15 protein-coding genes are annotated in these 16701 nt (G+C 72.9%); 10 read left to right on the top strand and 5 right to left on the bottom strand.

Annotation, left to right across the window (positions count from 1 at the left end):
• Positions 1 to 78: 78 nt before the first annotated feature.
• The 5 genes from AC1DWJ_RS13200 to clpS all read right to left on the bottom strand — a co-directional run bounded on the left by AC1DWJ_RS13200 (position 79) and on the right by clpS (position 3274).
• Positions 79 to 588 carry an ASCH domain-containing protein gene (locus tag AC1DWJ_RS13200; RefSeq protein WP_477620976.1) on the bottom strand — a complete coding sequence of 170 codons (510 nt, stop codon included), beginning with the start codon at positions 586 to 588 and terminating at the stop codon, positions 79 to 81.
• Complete coding sequence (locus AC1DWJ_RS13195) at positions 585 to 1364, bottom strand: MBL fold metallo-hydrolase (RefSeq protein ID WP_457252314.1); 780 nt, start codon at positions 1362 to 1364, stop codon at positions 585 to 587. The genes AC1DWJ_RS13200 and AC1DWJ_RS13195 overlap by 4 nt, the downstream gene beginning before the upstream one ends.
• Positions 1361 to 2182 (bottom strand): glutamate racemase, encoded by an 822-nt coding sequence (gene murI / locus AC1DWJ_RS13190; protein WP_457252315.1) that lies wholly within the window; start codon positions 2180 to 2182, stop codon positions 1361 to 1363. The genes AC1DWJ_RS13195 and murI overlap by 4 nt, the downstream gene beginning before the upstream one ends.
• 146 nt (positions 2183 to 2328) lie before the next feature.
• A complete protein-coding gene (locus AC1DWJ_RS13185) occupies positions 2329 to 2982 on the bottom strand; it encodes a DUF2017 domain-containing protein (protein ID WP_477620975.1) in 654 nt (217 codons plus the stop codon).
• Position 2983: 1 nt separating this feature from the next.
• On the bottom strand, positions 2984 to 3274 hold the full coding sequence (gene clpS / locus AC1DWJ_RS13180; RefSeq protein WP_457252813.1) for an ATP-dependent Clp protease adapter ClpS: 291 nt from the start codon (positions 3272 to 3274) through the stop codon (positions 2984 to 2986).
• Positions 3275 to 3335: 61 nt separating this feature from the next.
• On the opposite strand from clpS, the gene AC1DWJ_RS13175 reads away from it, so the two are divergent.
• The 10 genes from AC1DWJ_RS13175 to AC1DWJ_RS13130 all read left to right on the top strand — a co-directional run bounded on the left by AC1DWJ_RS13175 (position 3336) and on the right by AC1DWJ_RS13130 (position 16661).
• Complete coding sequence (locus tag AC1DWJ_RS13175; RefSeq protein WP_477620974.1) at positions 3336 to 4631, top strand: nicotinate phosphoribosyltransferase; 1296 nt, start codon at positions 3336 to 3338, stop codon at positions 4629 to 4631.
• A 37-nt stretch (positions 4632 to 4668) separates the two neighbouring features.
• Positions 4669 to 5253: an isochorismatase family protein gene (locus AC1DWJ_RS13170; protein WP_477620973.1), complete on the top strand. Its 585-nt coding sequence runs from the start codon at positions 4669 to 4671 to the stop codon at positions 5251 to 5253.
• 111 nt (positions 5254 to 5364) lie between these two features.
• Entirely contained in the window at positions 5365 to 5838 is a 474-nt protein-coding gene (locus AC1DWJ_RS13165) for a nitrite reductase (NAD(P)H) small subunit (protein ID WP_477620972.1), read from the top strand.
• A 211-nt stretch (positions 5839 to 6049) separates the two neighbouring features.
• The gene (locus tag AC1DWJ_RS13160; RefSeq protein WP_477620971.1) at positions 6050 to 7438 is read left to right on the top strand and encodes an MFS transporter; all 1389 of its coding nucleotides are present in this window, start codon (positions 6050 to 6052) and stop codon (positions 7436 to 7438) included.
• Positions 7439 to 7460: 22 nt separating this feature from the next.
• The gene (locus AC1DWJ_RS13155) at positions 7461 to 9677 is read left to right on the top strand and encodes a molybdopterin oxidoreductase family protein (RefSeq protein ID WP_477621209.1); all 2217 of its coding nucleotides are present in this window, start codon (positions 7461 to 7463) and stop codon (positions 9675 to 9677) included.
• A complete protein-coding gene (locus tag AC1DWJ_RS13150; protein WP_477620970.1) occupies positions 9674 to 11314 on the top strand; it encodes an FAD-dependent oxidoreductase in 1641 nt (546 codons plus the stop codon). The genes AC1DWJ_RS13155 and AC1DWJ_RS13150 overlap by 4 nt, the downstream gene beginning before the upstream one ends.
• Positions 11315 to 11324: 10 nt before the next feature.
• Positions 11325 to 13904 carry a nitrite reductase large subunit NirB gene (gene nirB, locus AC1DWJ_RS13145; protein ID WP_477620969.1) on the top strand — a complete coding sequence of 860 codons (2580 nt, stop codon included), beginning with the start codon at positions 11325 to 11327 and terminating at the stop codon, positions 13902 to 13904.
• Positions 13901 to 14338: a nitrite reductase small subunit NirD gene (gene nirD, locus AC1DWJ_RS13140; RefSeq protein ID WP_457252323.1), complete on the top strand. Its 438-nt coding sequence runs from the start codon at positions 13901 to 13903 to the stop codon at positions 14336 to 14338. Before nirB ends, nirD begins: the two co-directional genes overlap by 4 nt.
• Positions 14335 to 15549 (top strand): uroporphyrinogen-III C-methyltransferase, encoded by a 1215-nt coding sequence (gene cobA, locus AC1DWJ_RS13135; RefSeq protein ID WP_477620968.1) that lies wholly within the window; start codon positions 14335 to 14337, stop codon positions 15547 to 15549. The genes nirD and cobA overlap by 4 nt, the downstream gene beginning before the upstream one ends.
• Before the next feature lie 20 nt (positions 15550 to 15569).
• Positions 15570 to 16661 (top strand): uroporphyrinogen-III synthase, encoded by a 1092-nt coding sequence (locus tag AC1DWJ_RS13130; protein WP_457252815.1) that lies wholly within the window; start codon positions 15570 to 15572, stop codon positions 16659 to 16661.
• Positions 16662 to 16701: the final 40 nt, after the last annotated feature.

Raw genomic sequence — 16701 nt, 5'->3', positions numbered from 1 at the left:
TGGCCGCCCATGCCGCACCGACTGCCCCTGAGGCGGCCCGCACGCGGCACGCGTGGCCGGAAGTGCGCGGGGAGCCGGTCAGTCGGCGAGGTCCGGGGGCCAGACGAGGGTGAACCGCTCGAAGCAGACCTCCAGGTCCTCGGAGAACGCGATGCCGAGCCCGGCACACTGGCGCTCGTAGGCCGCGCGGTGACCGTCGAGCCAGGTCTGCAGGGTGCGGTCGTACTCCCCCTCGTCCCACGCGAACCGGGTGTCGACGCTGTGGAACGGGCCGAGCCGCAGCTCCGTGGTGCGCAGCACGGCACGGGGCACCCCGGCTCCGTCGCAACAGACCCAGTAGGCCCCCAGCGGTGGGAACGGGTCGCCCGACGCGAGGTATCCCGCGACGAGGGTGGCGGTGGCCCGCTTGGCACCCCCGACGATGAGGCCAAGGATCTCGTCGGCGACCTCGGGCGTGCTGCCGAAGCAGATCACCTCGGTGTCGTCGCGGCGTGGGACCTCGGGGTGGGCGGCGAGGAAGTCGTCGTACATCCGCAGGCCGGCGTCCCGGTCGACGGGCACGGAGGGGCCAGTCGGGTCCCCGCTCACGAGCTGCCGCCCACCTCGTAGGTCGCGCCCTGGAAGGCCACGTCCAACGGACCGGACCAGATCGCGGCGGCCTCCGCGCGGCATACCTCGGGGTCGTTCCACGGCGGGATGTGGGTGAGGACGAGGCGACGGACACCCCCGGCCGCGACCGCTGCGGCGGCGGCGCGTCCACCCGACAGGTGGATGCCCTGGGTGTCGTCGCGCCCCTCGACGAACGCGCTGTCGGTCAGCGCGAGGTCGGAGCCGGCCAGGAGCGGGGTCAGGGCCTCGCAGGTGTCGGTGTCGCCCGTGTAGGCGATCACCGCGCCGTCGGCTTCGACGCGGAAGCCGTAGGCCTCGACCGGGTGGTTCACCCGGTATGCCGTGATGGTGAACGGACCGACGCGACTCACCTGGGTGTCGGCCAGCTCGTGCACGGCGAACTCGTTGGTCATGCCCCCGTGCTCGAGGCCGTGGTACATCAGCGCGAAGCGCTCGTCGGCGCCGGAGGGCGCATGCACCGGGAGCTGGCCCTCGACCGGGCCGCTCGGGCGGTACTTGCGCGTGACGTAGAGGCCGCAGACGTCGACGCAGTGGTCGGGGTGCAGGTGGCTGATGAAGACGGCGTCGAGGTCGGCGAGGTCGACGTAGCGCTGGAGCGGGCCGAGGGCGCCGTTGCCGAGGTCGAGGACGATCGACCAGGAGCGCCCCTGGTGGTCAGCCTGGATGAGGTAGGAGGAGGCGGGGGACGCGGGCCCGGCGAAGGAGCCGGAGCAGCCGACCACGGTGAGCCTCATCGAGCCACCACGACCGTCCGCACCACGGAGTTGCCGTAGACGTCGCCGACCTCCGGCCCGAGGAACCGGCGGGCCAGAGCCCGGAACTCCTCGGCATCGCCGGTGGTGGTGAACCCGTGCTCGGGTGCGGGCAGGTGGCCCGGCCGAAGCAGGTCGCGGTCCGCGAGCACCCGGTAGACGTCCTTGGCGGTCTCGTCGGCGGAGGAGACCAGCGTGACGCCGTCGCCCATCACGTAGGAGATCGCGCCCGTCAGCAGCGGGTAGTGCGTGCAGCCGAGCACCAGGGTGTCGACGTCGCGGTCGACGAGCGGCGCCAGGTAGTCCCTCGCGACGTCGATGACCTCCGGGCCACTGGTGACGCCGGACTCGACGAACTCGACGAACCGCGGGCAGGGCACGCTGGTGACCTCGAGGTGTGGGGCGGCGGCGAAGGCGTCGACATAGGCGCCGGACTGGTGTGTGCCCCGCGTGGAGATGACGCCGACCCGGTGGTTGCGGGTGGCGCGGGCAGCGCGACGGACCGCAGGCCGGATGACCTCAACCACCGGCACCTCGTAGCGCTCGCGGGCGTCGTGGAGGACGGCCGCGCTCGCGGTGTTGCACGCGATGACGAGGGCCTTCACGCCGTGGTCGACCAGGCGGTCGAGGCACTCGAGCGCGAACTCCCGGGACTCGGCGATCGGCCGTGGTCCGTAGGGCGCACGGGCCGTGTCGCCGAAGTAGGCGATCGACTCGTGGGGCAGCTGGTCGAGGACGGCCCGGGCAACGGTCAGCCCGCCATAGCCCGAGTCGAAGATCCCGATGGGTGCGTCCGCCACGGGGTCAAGGCTAGGTGCCGACCCCGGTCTCGTCCTCATCCTTCCGGCGTCTCGTGTGTCACACGGTCGCTCTCTCATGCAAAAGGCGAGTTAGCGCCGCGGCTGGCGGCGCTAACTCGCCTTTTGCATGAGTGGTCACCGGGAGGTCAGGGCGCCAGCGCGTGCGCCAGCGTCTCCTGGAGCCAGGTGAGGAAGTCGTAGACGGCCAGGGCGTAGACCGCGGGGTCGTCGTCCTCGAGGCCGGACACCTGCTCCTCCAGCAGCTCCATGTCGTCGTCGTGCTTGAGCCCGAGCCGCTCCCCCAGCACGAGGCGCACGTCGGTCAGGGCGATGAGCAGGGCGAGGGCCTGCGGCTGCTCGAGGGAGATCTTCTGGTCGTCGATGGCGGCCAGGGCCGTGATCGCCGTCGTCAGGTTGGCCGCCTTGCGCGCCCGGAGCCCGTCCTCGGTGAGGCGGCGGAACTCCGCGGCCACCTGCTCGTCCTCGCGGTTCGCCGTGGGGAAGATGCGCTCGAGGGCGGGGTCGCGCGGCTGCGGGACGGAGCCGGAGAGCTCGGGCACCTGGTCGGCCGCGGACAGCGAGATGCCCATCCCGATGCTGCCCAGCCCGGCCACGATCCGGTCGAACTCGTCCTCGTCGGTCGGGTCGGTCGGGTCGGTCGGTTCGGTCCCGAGGTCGGGCTCCGGCTCGGGCTCGACCAGCTCGAGCACCTGTTCCATCAGCCCGACCACCAGCCCACGCTCGACGGCGTCGAGCTTGGCGACGAACCGCCCGTCGCGGCGTTTGAACCCGCGGGCCACGTCAGCTGTCCTTCTGGAAGGTGGCCCACAGGCCGTAGCCCTGGAGTGCCTCGGTGTCGGTCTCCATGCGTTCGCGGGCGCCGGTCGACACGACGGCGCGGCCCTTCACGTGGACGTCCATCATCAGCCGCTCGGCCTTGGCCTTGGAGTAGCCGAAGTAGGTCTGGAAGACGAACGTCACGTAGGACATCAGGTTGACCGGGTCGTTCCACACCAACGTGATCCACGGGACATCCACCTCCGCCAGCTCGTCGGTGGAGACACTCTCCTGCTGCACGGGCGCGATGGACATCACCGCAGTTGACGTCATGGAGGGGACAGCATGGGGCACGGGTCCACCTTAGGCTGCGACCGTGACCCCGCGTTCACCCAGCACCGCCCTGTTGACCGACCACTACGAGCTCACGATGCTCGAAGCCGCCCTGCGCAGCGGGGCGGCCTCGCGCCGCTGCGTCTTCGAGGTGTTCGCCCGCCGGTTGCCCGACGGTCGTCGCTACGGCGTGGTGGCCGGCACCGGTCGGCTGCTCGACGCGATCGAGCGCTTCCGCTTCGCGGACGATGAGCTCGAGCACCTGCGCGAGGTCGTGGACGAGCCCACCCTGGCCTTCCTCGCCGACTACCGCTTCGACGGCGACGTCTGGGGGTATGCCGAGGGCGAGAGCTACTTCCCCGGCTCACCGGTGCTCGTGGTCGAGTCCGACTTCGCCCACGGGGTGGTCCTGGAGACGCTCGTCCTCAGCATCCTCAACCACGACAGCGCGATCGCCTCAGCGGCGTCGCGGATGACGTCGGCGGCGGGCGACCGGCCCTGCATCGAGATGGGGTCGCGCCGCACGCACGAGGAGGCGGCGGTGGCCGCCGCCCGCGCGGCATACCTCGCCGGGTTCGCCACCACCTCCAACCTGGAGGCAGGACGCCGGTTCGGGGTGCCGACGGCGGGCACCGCCGCGCACGCCTTCACACTCCTGCACGACGACGAGCGGGGGGCCTTCACGGCCCAGATCGCGGCGCTCGGCAAGGGCACCACGCTGCTCGTGGACACCTACGACGTGGCGACCGCGGTGGCCCTCGCCGTCGAGCTGGCCGGGCCCGAGCTCGGTGGCGTGCGGCTCGACTCGGGTGACCTGCTGGCGCAGGCCCGCGAGGTGCGCGAGCAGCTCGACCGGCTCGGCGCCACGCAGACCCAGATCGTGGTGACCAGCGACCTCGACGAGTACGCCATCGCCGCGCTGGCCGCGGGCCCGGTGGACCGCTACGGCGTGGGCACGTCCCTGGTCACCGGCTCTGGCGCCCCGACCGCCGGCATGGTCTACAAGCTGGTGGCCCGGAGCGACGACGACGGCGTCATGGTCGGGGTCGCCAAGAAGAGCAAGGACAAGGCGTCGGTCGCCGGGCGCAAGTACGCGCTGAGGAGGCGCAACGCCAGGGGCATCGCCGACGCCGAGGTGCTCGGCATCGGCGAACCGCCGGTCGACGACGGCGACGACCGCGAGCTGCTCGTCCCCTTGATGACGTCCGGACGCACCGTCTCGACGTCGACCCTCGAGGACGCCCGAGAGCGCCACGCCGCGTCCCTGGCCGAGCTCCCCCGGGCTGCCCTGCGGCTGCAGCGCGGCGAGCCCGCCATCCCCACGGTCTACGAGGACTGACCACGCGTCGGCCCGCGGTGGGCAGTAGCGTCGCGGCATGAGCCGCGCGCTGGTCATCGTCGACGTGCAGAACGACTTCTGTGAGGGCGGCTCGCTCGCCGTCGCGGGAGGAGCGGAGGTGGCGCGACGAGTCAGCGAGCACGTGGTCGCCCACCTCGACGACTACGCCGCGATCGTCGCCACGGCCGACTGGCACGAGGATCCGGGCGCGCACTTCTCGACCGACCCCGACTTCGTGGACAGCTGGCCGGCACACTGCCGGGTCGGCAGTGACGGCGCGCTCTTCCACCCCGCTGCCGGGCCCGCATTCGAGCACGTCGAGGCGATCTTCCGCAAGGGTCACCACAGCGCCGCCTACAGCGGTTTCGAGGGTTTCACCGTCGAGGCCGACCGCAAGGTCGCCCTCGCCGACTGGCTGCGCGACCGGGCCATCGAGCAGGTCGACGTCGTGGGGATCGCCACCGACCACTGTGTCCGCGCCACGGCTCTCGACTCCGCGGACGAGGGCTTCGAGACGACCGTGCTGCTCGACCTCACCGCGGGCGTCGCCGCCGAGACCACGAGGGCAGCCCTGGCCGAGCTCGCCGCCGCCGGGGTGGAGACAACCGGCGCACCGGCCTGACGGCTCAGGCGGCCACCGGGCCTGACGGCTCACGCGCCCCCTGACTGAAGGTTTACCGGGACGACACACGGGCACCCTCATCGCGAAACAGGCGGTCCCTAGCGTGGCGGCGTGGACCAGGACCCCGATGCTGCCGCCGGACCGCGGACGGCGTCCGCGCGGGTGGCGTCGGCGCGGGTGGCGTCGGCGCGGATGGCGCCCCACCTGGTGGCGCTCTGCGGCCTCAAGCACGTGCCGACCCGGCACGGAGCGGCCATCACGGTCGCGGGCGTGGCCCTTGCACTGTTCCGCGCCGGCGACCGGGTCTGGGCGGTCCACGACCACAACCCCTACACCGGGTGCGGCGTCGCCGGTGGCCGGATGTCACGGGTCGGCCGCACGCCGGTCGTCGTGTCGCCGATGTACCACCTCGTGTTCGACCTGCGGACCGGCGCCTGCCTGAATGCGGTCGACCTCCCGCAACAGCGTCTGCGCACCGTCCCGGTGGAGGTGGTCGCGGACGTCGTCCACGTCGACCTGACTGACCTCCGGGCTGACCAGCTCCACCGCGCCGACCGGGCCGTCGCCGCCCGTGTCAGCGCCTAGTCAGCGGGCACCCGCCCCGTCGATCTCCCCACTTCTGGCCAGCCGTGCGCCTTCGGACCCCGGGTCCGGGCCCCGCGTGCCGCCTGCGTGGCCAGAAGTCGGGGAGGGGTCGCAGTTCTCACAACCACTCGGGACCCCTTGTGCGGCAATGGTTACGGAGCCTTTACGGCAGTCGTCGGGACGGGAAACACGGTCTTGCCACGCTGACTGCGTGACCACGAACCTGAGCCCCGACCCCACGACCGCGACGTCGCCGACCACGACCACGCCGCCCCCGTCGTCCACCACCACGGCCGCCCCCACGCACCGCAGCGGCCGCTGGATCGACCACTGGGATCCCGAGGACCCCACCTTCTGGCGCGGCGGCGGCCGCGCGATCGCCCGTCGGAACCTGACCCTGTCGGTGTTCGCCGAGTTCCTCGGCTTCTGCGTCTGGGCCCTGTGGAGCGTCGTCGTGCCGCTGCTCCCCGGCGCGGGCTTCAGCCTGACCCTCGACCAGCAGTTCTGGCTGATCGCCGTGCCGAGCCTGGTGGGCGCGACGGTGCGGATCCCCTACACCTTCGCGGTACCGCGCTTCGGTGGCCGCAACTGGACCATCATCTCGGCCCTCCTGCTGCTCCTGCCGGCGTCGGCCCTCGCATGGGTCGTGAGCGACCCGTCGTCGTCGTTCGGGCTGCTGCTCACCTGCGCCGCGCTGGCCGGCTTCGGCGGCGGCAACTTCGCCTCCTCGATGACCAACATCTCCTTCTTCTTCCCGGAGGCCGAGAAGGGCAAGGCCCTGGGGCTCAACGCCGCCGGCGGCAACCTCGGCACCGGCCTCGTGCAGCTGGTCGTGCCCGCTGTCATCGTCATCGGCGCCGGGACGCACCTCGAGCGGGCCGGGCTGATGTTCATCCCGCTGGCCATCCTCGCGGCCGTCCTGGCCTGGCGGGGCATGGACAACCTCACGGGCGCCAAGGCGGACTACCGCAGCTTCGCGGCTGCCACCCGCAACCGGCACACCTGGATCATCTCGTTCCTCTACATCGGCACCTTCGGGTCGTTCATCGGCTACTCGGGGGCCTTCCCGACCCTGCTCAAGACCCAGTTCCCCGAGACGCCCACGACGATCGCCTTCCTGGGCGCGCTGATCGGGGCGCTGACCCGACCGCTCGGTGGCATCGTGGCCGACCGGCTCGGTGGTGCCCGCGTCACGATCGCCTCGTTCACCCTCCTCATGGTCGGTGCGATCGGTGCCATCGAGGGTCTGAAGTCGCACAGCTTCGTCGTGTTCTTCGGGTCGTTCCTCGTCCTGTTCGTGGGTGCCGGTATCGGCAACGGCGCGACCTACCGGATGATCCCTGCGGTCTTCCGCGCCGGTGTCAGCGCCGACCGCCTCCCCCTCGCCCGCAAGACGGCCGCCGGGTGCATCGGCATCGCCGGCGCAGTCGGCGCCTACGGAGGCTTCTTCATCCCCCGTGGCTTCGCGATGGCCAAGGAGACCTACGGCTCGCTCGTGCCTGCGCTGTGGGTGTTCGTGGTCGCCTACGCCCTCATGGCGGCAACGACGTATGCCGTGTACGCGCGGCGCGGCTCCGCCCTCGCCGCCGAGTCGATCTGAGCCGGGAATCCTGTTGACCCCCATTCCCCGCGCCACCGGCAGCCCGACTCCCAGCGACAGCGCTGCTGGGAGCCCGGGTGTCGCCACCCACTGCCCGTACTGCGCCCTGCAGTGCGCCCAGACCCTGACGGCCACCCCCGGACTCGACGGTGCCAACGGCGTCACCGTCGAGGGCCGGGCCTTCCCCACGAACCGAGGAGGTCTGTGCCAGAAGGGCTGGACGAGCGGAGAGTTGCTCACGACTCACGACCGACTCACCACCCCGCTCGTCCGGGGGCACGACGGCGAGCTGGCGCCGTCGAGCTGGGAGGACGCCCTCGACCTCGTGGCAGATCGGCTGCTCGTCATCCGGCAGCAGTCCGGCCCGGACGCCGTCGCGGTGTTCGGTGGGGGCGGCCTCACCAACGAAAAGGCTTACCAGCTGGGCAAGTTCGCCCGGGTGGCCCTCGGCACCGCAAACATCGACTACAACGGGCGGTTCTGCATGAGCAGTGCCGCAGCCGCCGCCAACCGGTCGCTCGGGGTGGACCGGGGCCTGCCGTTCCCGCTGACCGACCTGGGCGGGGCCGACGCCATCCTCCTGCTGGGGAGCAACCTCGCCGAGACCATGCCTCCGTCGGTGGCCCACCTCGCCGAGGTGCGCGCTCGAGGAGGGCTCGTCGTCGTCGACCCGCGCCGCAGCGCCACCGCCGACCTCGCGGCGGACGAGCAGGGGCTGCACCTCCAGCCGGTGCCCGGCACCGACCTCGTGGTCCTCCTCGCACTGCAGCACGTGCTGCTCACCGAGGGCCTCGTGGACACCGACTACGTGGAGCGACGCACGAACGGGCTCGAGGACGTCCGGCGGCGCTCGGCGCTGTGGTGGCCGGAACGCGCCGAACAGGTGTGCGCCGTGCCCGCCGACGTCCTGCGCGACGCGGCCCGACTGCTCGCGGCCGCCAGCCCGTCCCGGGGCGGCGCCGGCGCCTTCGTGCTCACCGGCCGGGGGGTCGAGCAGTCCCGCCAGGGCACCGCCACGGTCTCGGCGGCCATCACGCTGTCGCTGCTGCTCGGGCTACCGGGCCGGGTGGGCAGCGGGTACGGCGCCGTCACCGGCCAGGGCAACGGCCAGGGTGGCCGCGAGCACGGGCAGAAGTCCGACCAGCTGCCCGGCTACCGCATGATCGACGACCCCGCGGCGCGCGCCCACGTGGCGAAGGTCTGGGGCGTGTCGCCGGAGTCGTTGCCCGGCAAGGGAATGCCCGCCGTCGAGCTGCTGGCCTCGCTCGGGACGGCCGACGGTCCGCGCGCGCTGCTGGTGCACGGCTCCAACCTCCTGGTCAGCGCCCCGAACGTCCACCGCGTGGCGGACCGCCTCGCGGCCCTCGACCTGCTCGTGGTCTGCGACTTCGTCCCCTCCGAGACGGCGTTGCTGGCCGACGTGGTCCTCCCCGTCACCCAGTGGGCCGAGGAGGAGGGCACCATGACCTCCCTCGAAGGTCGTGTCATCCGGCGACGCAAGGCGGTCGACCCACCCAGCGGCGTCCGCAGCGAGCTCTGGGTCTGGGCGCAGCTGGCGGCCCGCCTCGAGTCGGCGGGCACCTGGGACACCGAGCCGACCCTGGTCTTCGACGAGCTCGCCCGGGCCAGCCGCGGGGGCCGCGCCGACTACAGCGGCCTCAGCCACGCGCGGCTCGACGGCGACCAGGCCCTGCACTGGCCCTGCCCCGCCACCGCCGACGGGGAGCCCGACCACCCGGGCACCCCACGACTGTTCGCCGAGTCGTTCTCGACTCAGGACGGGCGGGCCCTGATGGTCGCGGTCGACCACCTCGGGCCGGCCGACGACCTGCGCCCCGACGCTCCCCTCTACCTCGTGACCGGCCGGGTCCTGCAGCACTACCAGTCCGGTGCCCAGACCCGGAGGGTCCCGGCCCTGGCCGGCGCCGTGTCCGGCGCCTTCGCCGAGGTCCATCCCCTGCTGGCCGCGCGGATCGGGATCGGGGACGGCGAGCGGGTGCGACTGACCACGGCACGGGGGTCGCTCGCCGTCCCGGCCAGGGTGACCGACTCGATCCGCCCCGACACGGTGTTCGTGCCCTTCCACTGGGCCGGCACCGGCAGCGTCAACCGGCTCACCAGCGACGCGACCGACCCCGTCTCGGGCATGCCCGAGTTCAAGGTCTGCGCCGTGGAGGTCACCTCCGCGCGGGTGCGGCCCGCAGCTTCGCCGCGACCGACGGCAGGGGTGTCGGCATGACCCGCCTCGTCGTCATCGGCAACGGCATGGTGGGCTCCCGGTTCGTCGAGGACCTGCTGGCCGCCGACACCAGCGGCCGCTACGACATCACCGTCGTCGGGGCCGAGGCGTGCGAGCCCTACAACCGGGTGCTGCTGAGCGAGGTCGTGGCAGGCAAGCACGACCTCGCCGCGCTCACCCTCCCCACCCCCACCAGTCCCCGGCTGACCGTGCTGCGCGGGGCGCCCGCCGCGCACCTCGACCGGGAGGACCGCGTCGTCGTGACCGCGGACGGCGTCCGACTGCGCTACGACCGCCTCGTGCTGGCCACCGGGTCGGCGGCCCGGGTGCCCCCGCTGCCGGGCCTGCGCAGTGCCGACCCACTGCACGGTGACGAACACCAGCACAGTGCCGACCCCCTGCGCACCGACGACCTGGCTGCCGGCGTCCACGCGCTGCGCACCATCGACGACGCGCGTGAGGTCGTGGCCGCCACCCTCAACGCGACCCGGGCCGTGGTGCTCGGCGGGGGCGTGCTCGGGATGGAGGCGGCCTGCGGTCTGGCCCGGCGTGGCGTCGTCGTCACCGTGGTGCACCCCGCGAGCACGCTCATGGAACGCCAGCTCGACGCCGAGGCAGGGCGGGTGGTGGAGCTCGCGATGGCGCGCCTGGGCATCGACCAGCGCGTCGGCGTCGGGGCCACCAGCGCCGTCGTCGACGGTGGGCGCCTGACGGGACTGCGCCTCGACGACGGCGAGCTCGTGCCGACCAACCTCCTGGTGCTGGCGACCGGCACCGTGCCGAGCACGGCGCTGGCCGCGAGCGCCGGGCTCGGGGTGGACCGCGGGGTCGTGGTGGACGACGACCTCCGCTCCCCCGACGACCACCGGGTCTTCGCGATCGGTGACTGCGCCCAGCCCCCTGAGGGCGGCACCGGGCTGGTGGCCCAGGGGTGGGAGCAGTCACGACGCCTTGCCGCCCACCTCTGCCGCGCCTCCAGCGCCTCCAGCGCCTCCAGCGCCTCCAGCAAGGCCACTTCCACCCTCACCGTCAGCACCGACCTGGCTCGCCGGTCGTCGACGTCCGGCAGCGACGTGGTCCGGCTCAAGGCCCACGGCCTCGACGTCGTGACCATGGGCGTGTGCGGTTCGGCTCGCGCGGACGACCCGGCCCAGCGCACCCTGCGCCTCAGCGACCCGGACGTCGGTCGGCACGTCGAGGTCGTCGTCTCCGGGGGTCGGCTGGTCGGCGCCACGTGTGTGGGCGCCGGCGCCGTCGCCGCCGACCTGGTCACGACGTACACCCGGCGCACGCCCGTGCCCGCCGACCCGGCATACCTGCTGCTGCCGGCCCTCGCACCGCACCAGGGGGGCGGGCCCACCTCCCCCGCCGACCTGGCCGACGACGCCGCGGTCTGCCGGTGCAACGGCGTGACCAAGGCCGGCATCGAGGCGTGCGTCCGGGACGGCGCGACCAGCGTCGCGGAGGTCGCCACCGCCACCCGCGCCACGACCGGCTGCGGTGGGTGCCGCGACGACGTGTGCGCCCTCCTCGACTGGCTCACACCCGCGTCCTCACCCGAGCGCGCCGACACCGGCGAGAACGACGTAACGAAGGGGAAACACATGATCCACAGCACCGAAACGGCGGGCTCCTAACGTGGCCGCCATGGTCCAGCCCACGGCTCCGCGCCAGCTCGTCGTCGTCGGCGGCGGGATGGTCGCGCGCCGGCTGGTCGATGCCCTGCGCTCGCGGGACGTGGCGGGCCAGTGGGCGGTGACGCTGCTCTGCGAGGAGCCGCGCGCTCCGTATGACCGCGTCGCCCTGACGTCGTACTTCACCGGTCGCGACCCCGACGACCTGGCGCTGGGTGGCCAGGAGCTCTGGGACGACCCGCTGGTGACGCTGCGGCGCGGCGTGGCCGCCACGTCGGTCGACCGCGACGCCCACACCGTCAGCACCACCGACGGCCGCGTCCTCCCCTACGACTCCCTCGTGCTGGCGACCGGTTCGTATGCCGCCGTGCCCCCGGTCCCGGGCAAGGACCTGCGCGGCGCGTTCGTCTACCGCACCATCGACGACGTCGCCGGGCTGCGCTCCTACGTGGAGAGCCTCCGCACCGAGGTGGACCGCCCGCTGCGCGGAGCAGTGGTCGGAGGCGGCCTGCTCGGGTTGGAGGCGGCCGGTGCACTCACGGCCCTCGACGTGCACACGACCGTCGTCGAGTTCGCTCCCCGGCTGATGCCACTCCAGGTCGACGAGGGCGGCGGCGAGGCACTGCGCCGGCTCATCGAGGCCCTGGGCGTCAGCGTCCGCACTGGCACCGCCACCGCCAAGATCGTGGGGCGACTCGGACGGGTCTCCCGCATGGAGTTCGCCGACGGGGCGCCGCTCGATGTCGACGTGGTCGTCTTCGCCGTCGGCGTGCGTCCCCGCGACGAGCTGGCCCGCGAGTCCGGTCTCGAGGTCGGCGAGCGCGGTGGCGTGGTCGTCGACGACGCCTGCGCCACGAGCGACCCGGCGGTCTGGGCCGTGGGCGAGGTCGCGTGCATCGGTGGCCGCACCCTCGGCCTGGTCGCCCCCGGCTACACCATGGCCGAGGTCGTGGCCGACCGGCTCCTGGGCGGAGCGGGCACCTTCCCGGGGGCCGACCTGTCCACCAAGCTGAAGCTGCTCGGGGTCGACGTCGCGTCGTTCGGCGACGCCTTCGCGGCCGAGCCCGGTGGGCTCGAGGTGGTCATCTCCGACCCCGTCGCCGGGGTCTACAAGAAGCTCGTGATGTCCGACGACGCCCGCACCCTTCGGGGCGGCATCCTCGTCGGCGACGCCAGCGCGTACGCCGCGCTGCGCCCCATGGTGGGCCGCGCGCTGGGTGGCGACCCAGCGGCATACCTGCTCCCCGAAGGGTCGGCGCCGGCACCCGCCGGCGACCTCCCGGACGATGCGGCCGTGTGCTCCTGCAACAACGTCACCGCCGGTGCCATCCGCTGCTCGGTGACCGACGCGGGCTGCACCGACCTCGCCGGGGTGAAGGCGTGCACGCGAGCCGGCACGAGCTGCGGCTCCTGCCTCCCCCTCGTGAAGCGGCTGGTCACCACCGAGCTGGAGAAGTCCGGCATCGCGGTGAGCAGTGCGCTGTGCGAGCACTTCGAGCTCTCCCGCGCGCAGCTCTTCGACGTCGTGCGGGTGCAGGGGCTGACGACCTTCAGCGAGATCATCGCCCGGCACGGCACCGGCCGCGGCTGCGACATCTGCAAGCCGGTCATCGGTTCGATCCTCGCCTCGCTCGGCACCGGTCACATCCTCGAGGGCGAGCGCGCGTCCTTGCAGGACACCAACGACCACGTGATGGCCAACCTCCAGAAGGACGGTTCGTACTCCGTCGTCCCACGCATCCCGGGCGGTGAGGTCACCCCCGAGGGCCTGATCGCCATCGGCGAGGTCGCCCAGGACTTCGGGCTCTACACGAAGATCACCGGCGGCCAGCGGATCGACCTGTTCGGGGCACGGATCGAGCAGCTGCCCAGGATCTGGAAGCGGCTCGTCGATGCGGGCTTCGAGTCGGGTCACGCCTATGGGAAGTCGCTGCGCACCGTGAAGTCGTGCGTCGGCTCGACGTGGTGCCGCTACGGCGTGCAGGACTCGGTGGGTCTGGCCATCGCGCTCGAGCTGCGCTACCGAGGGCTCCGCTCGCCGCACAAGCTCAAGCTCGGGGTGTCGGGCTGCGCCCGCGAGTGCGCCGAGGCGCGTGGCAAGGACGTCGGGGTGATCGCCACCGACCACGGCTGGAACCTCTACGTGGGCGGCAACGGTGGCTTCACCCCGCGCCACGCCCAGCTCCTTGCCGAGGACCTCGACACCGAGACCTTGGTGCGCACGATCGACCGCTTCCTCATGTACTACGTCCGCACCGCCGACCGCCTGCAGCGGACGGCGGCCTGGGTGGAGGACCACGAGGGTGGCCTCGACGCCATCCGGGCGGTCGTCCTCGAGGACTCGCTCGGGATCGGCGCCGACCTCGACGTCGCGATGGCCGGGCACGTCGACGCCTATGAGGACGAGTGGGCCGCTGCCCTGGACGACCCCGAGACGTTGCGGCGCTTCGGGTCGTTCGTCAACGCACCCGACCAGCCCGACGACACCTTGGCCTACGTCAGCGAGCGCGGACAGCCGCGCCCGGCCACGGAGTCCGAGCGCGCCGACTCGAGCGTCTTGATCGCCGGGACGACGCTGGAGGTGCGGCGATGAGCGTGGAGGTCGGCGCCGACCTCGGCACCAGTGTCGAGGTCGGCTCGGGGGCGGTCGCCGCGAACGACTCCACCGTGACGTGGCACGAGGTGTGCGTGCTGGCCGACCTGTCCCCGGAGCGCGGCGCCGCCGCCTTCCTCGACGGCGTGCAAGTCGCGCTCTTCCGCACCCACGACGACCAGGTGTATGCCGTGCAGCAGCTCGACCCCTACAGCGCCGCGAACGTGATGTCGCGAGGGATCGTCGGGAGCCGGGGCGAGGTGCCGACCGTCGCGTCGCCGATGTACAAGCAGGTGTTCGACCTGCGCACCGGTGAGTGCCTCGACGCGGTGGGCAAGGAGCCGAAGCCCTTGGCGTCCTATGCCGTGACCGTCCTCGACGGCGTCGTGCGCGTCGCCGTGCCCGGCTCCGGTCCCCCCGGCGGTGCGGGATGACGACCCTGGTCGGCCTGGACGTCACCGGTCGGCGCGTCGTCGTGGCCGGCGGTGGACCTGTGGCCGCCCGCCGCGCCAACGCCCTGGCCCACGACGGAGCCGTTGTCACGGTCGTCGCCCCACAGCTGTGTGAGGACCTGGTCGACGCGGTCGCCGACGGCACGGTCGCGTGGGTCGCCCGCGAGGTCGTGGAGGGCGACCTCGCCGACGCGTGGCTGGTCCACGCCGCCACCGACGACCCGGGCGTGAATGCCCGGGTCTCGCAGTGGGCGACCGCCGCCCGGGTCTGGAGCGTGTGCGCCAGCGATGCCGAGCTCGGGACGGCCCGCACCCCTGCGACCACCGAGCACGCCGGTCTGCTCCTCGGGGTGGTGTCGACCGGCGACGCCGACCCGCGCCGGGCCAGGGCCGTGCGCGACCAGCTCGAGTGGACCCTGCAGTCCGGCGAGGTCGACCTGCGCGCCCGGCGTCGACGTCCTGGCGCCCAGGGACGGGTCGTGCTCGTCGGCGGCGGCCCCGGGGCCGCCGACCTGATGACCCTGCGGGCCCGCCGGGTGCTGTCCCAGGCCGACGTGGTGGTGACCGACCGGCTGGGACCGACCAGCGTCCTGGCGGACCTGCCGCGCGACGTCGAGGTCATCGACGTCGGCAAGACCCCCGGCCTCCACGCCGTGACCCAGGACGAGATCAACCGCATCCTGGTGGACCACGCCCAGCGGGGTCGGCTCGTGGTGCGCCTCAAGGGCGGCGATCCCTTCCTCTTCGGTCGCGGCGGCGAGGAGGCGCTCGCCCTGGCGGCCCACGGCATACCGGTCGAGGTCGTGCCCGGAGTGAGCTCGGCCCTGTCGGCTCCGCTGGCTGCCGGCATCCCCGTCACCCACCGCGGCACCGTCGCCGCCGTGCACGTCGCGCACGGTCACGGCCGGCTCGACGACACCGCAGTCGGTGCCGTGGTGCGAGGCGAGGCGACCCTCGTGGTCCTGATGGGGATCAGCCTGCTCGCCGACCACGTCGCCCGCCTGCTGACCGCCGGGGCCTCGGAGCAGGTCCCCGTGGCCGTCATCGAGGACGCCAGCCTCGACTCTCAGCGCGTGACCCGGGGCACCTTGTCGACCATCGCCGCGACCTGCGCCGCGCGGCAGGTGCGGGCCCCCGCGGTCGTCGTCGTGGGTGCTGTTGCTGCCGAGGGCTTCCTGGCAGCGCCACCGTGAACACCCGTCTGGGCCAGGTCATGACCGGCTGCGTCGTGCTGGTGACCGCCGACCGCCGCTCCGGAGAGCTGGCGTCGGCGCTGACCCGGCGCGGTGCCACCGTGCGTCACGCCCCGGCCATGAGCATCGTGCCGCACGAGCACGACGACGAGTTGCTGGCCCACACCCGAGAGCTCCTCGACGCCCCGCCCGACATCGTGGTCATCACGACGGGCATCGGGTTCCGGGGGTGGGTGGAGGCCGCCGACGCCGCCGGACTGGCCGACCAGCTGGTGCAGGTGCTCTCCGGGGCCCGGATCATCGCGCGGGGCCCCAAGGCGCACGGGGCGATCCAGGCCGCAGGGCTCCAGGCGGACTGGGTGGCCGAGTCGGAGACCAGCGCCGAGATCCTCGACCTGTTGCTCGCCGAGGGCGTCACCGACCAGGTGATCGCGGTGCAGCACCACGGCGCCGGGGCCGACGGGCTCGACACCGAGCTCGCCGCCGCGGGGGCGCAGGTCCGCAGCCTGGTCGTCTACCGCTGGGGCCCGCCACCGGACCCGGTCGCCCTCAAGCTGTCCGTCATCGCTGCTGCCGACGGCGAGATCGACGCCGCCGTCTTCACCTCGGCGCCCGGGGCTGCGGCCTGGCTCGCCGAGATGGACGCCCAAGGGGTCGGGGACGAAGTCGTGGCGCGCATCCGCAGCGGCACCATGGTCGTGGCCGCCGTCGGTCCTGTCACCGCAAAGCCGTTGCAGGAGAGAGGAATCCAGCCGATCATCCCCGACCGCGGACGGCTCGGGGCCTTGGTCCGCGGGCTCGTCAACCACTACGAGCAGGCCCAGACCTCCGCGGTCCAGACGACCGCCGGCCGACTCCAGGTCAGGCGCACCGTGGCCCTGCTCGACGACCACGTGCTCCCGGTGTCACCCAGTGGCCTCGAGGTGCTGCGGGTGTTGGCCGAGGCAGGCGGTGAGGTGGTCACTCGCGCCCAGGTGCTGTCCGTCCTCCCCGGGGACTCGACCGACCCGCACGCGGCGGAGGTGGCCATCGCCCGCCTGCGCGAAGCCGTGGGGCACAAGGGCATGGTCAAGACCGTGGTCAAGCGCGGGTACCGGCTGACCACCACGTGACCCATGACGTGACCTGACGTGACCCTCGACCTGACCTCGT

This window comes from Pedococcus sp. P2_D7, from assembly GCF_056404295.1.
The sequence above is the reverse complement of the archived record's forward strand: the minus strand, read 5'-3'. Positions and strand labels throughout refer to the sequence as shown.

What these genes read in the sequence shown, in the direction of transcription:
- AC1DWJ_RS13195 (WP_457252314.1), bottom strand. Translation starts at nt 1,364, where the DNA reads ATGAGGCTCACCGTGGTCGGCTGCTCCGGCTCCTTCGCCGGGCCCGCG.
- clpS (WP_457252813.1), bottom strand. Translation starts at nt 3,274, where the DNA reads ATGTCCATCGCGCCCGTGCAGCAGGAGAGTGTCTCCACCGACGAGCTG.
- AC1DWJ_RS13170 (WP_477620973.1), top strand. Translation starts at nt 4,669, where the DNA reads ATGAGCCGCGCGCTGGTCATCGTCGACGTGCAGAACGACTTCTGTGAG.
- AC1DWJ_RS13150 (WP_477620970.1), top strand. Translation starts at nt 9,674, where the DNA reads ATGACCCGCCTCGTCGTCATCGGCAACGGCATGGTGGGCTCCCGGTTC.
- nirB (WP_477620969.1), top strand. Translation starts at nt 11,325, where the DNA reads ATGGTCCAGCCCACGGCTCCGCGCCAGCTCGTCGTCGTCGGCGGCGGG.
- nirD (WP_457252323.1), top strand. Translation starts at nt 13,901, where the DNA reads ATGAGCGTGGAGGTCGGCGCCGACCTCGGCACCAGTGTCGAGGTCGGC.
- cobA (WP_477620968.1), top strand. Translation starts at nt 14,335, where the DNA reads ATGACGACCCTGGTCGGCCTGGACGTCACCGGTCGGCGCGTCGTCGTG.
- AC1DWJ_RS13130 (WP_457252815.1), top strand. Translation starts at nt 15,570, where the DNA reads ATGACCGGCTGCGTCGTGCTGGTGACCGCCGACCGCCGCTCCGGAGAG.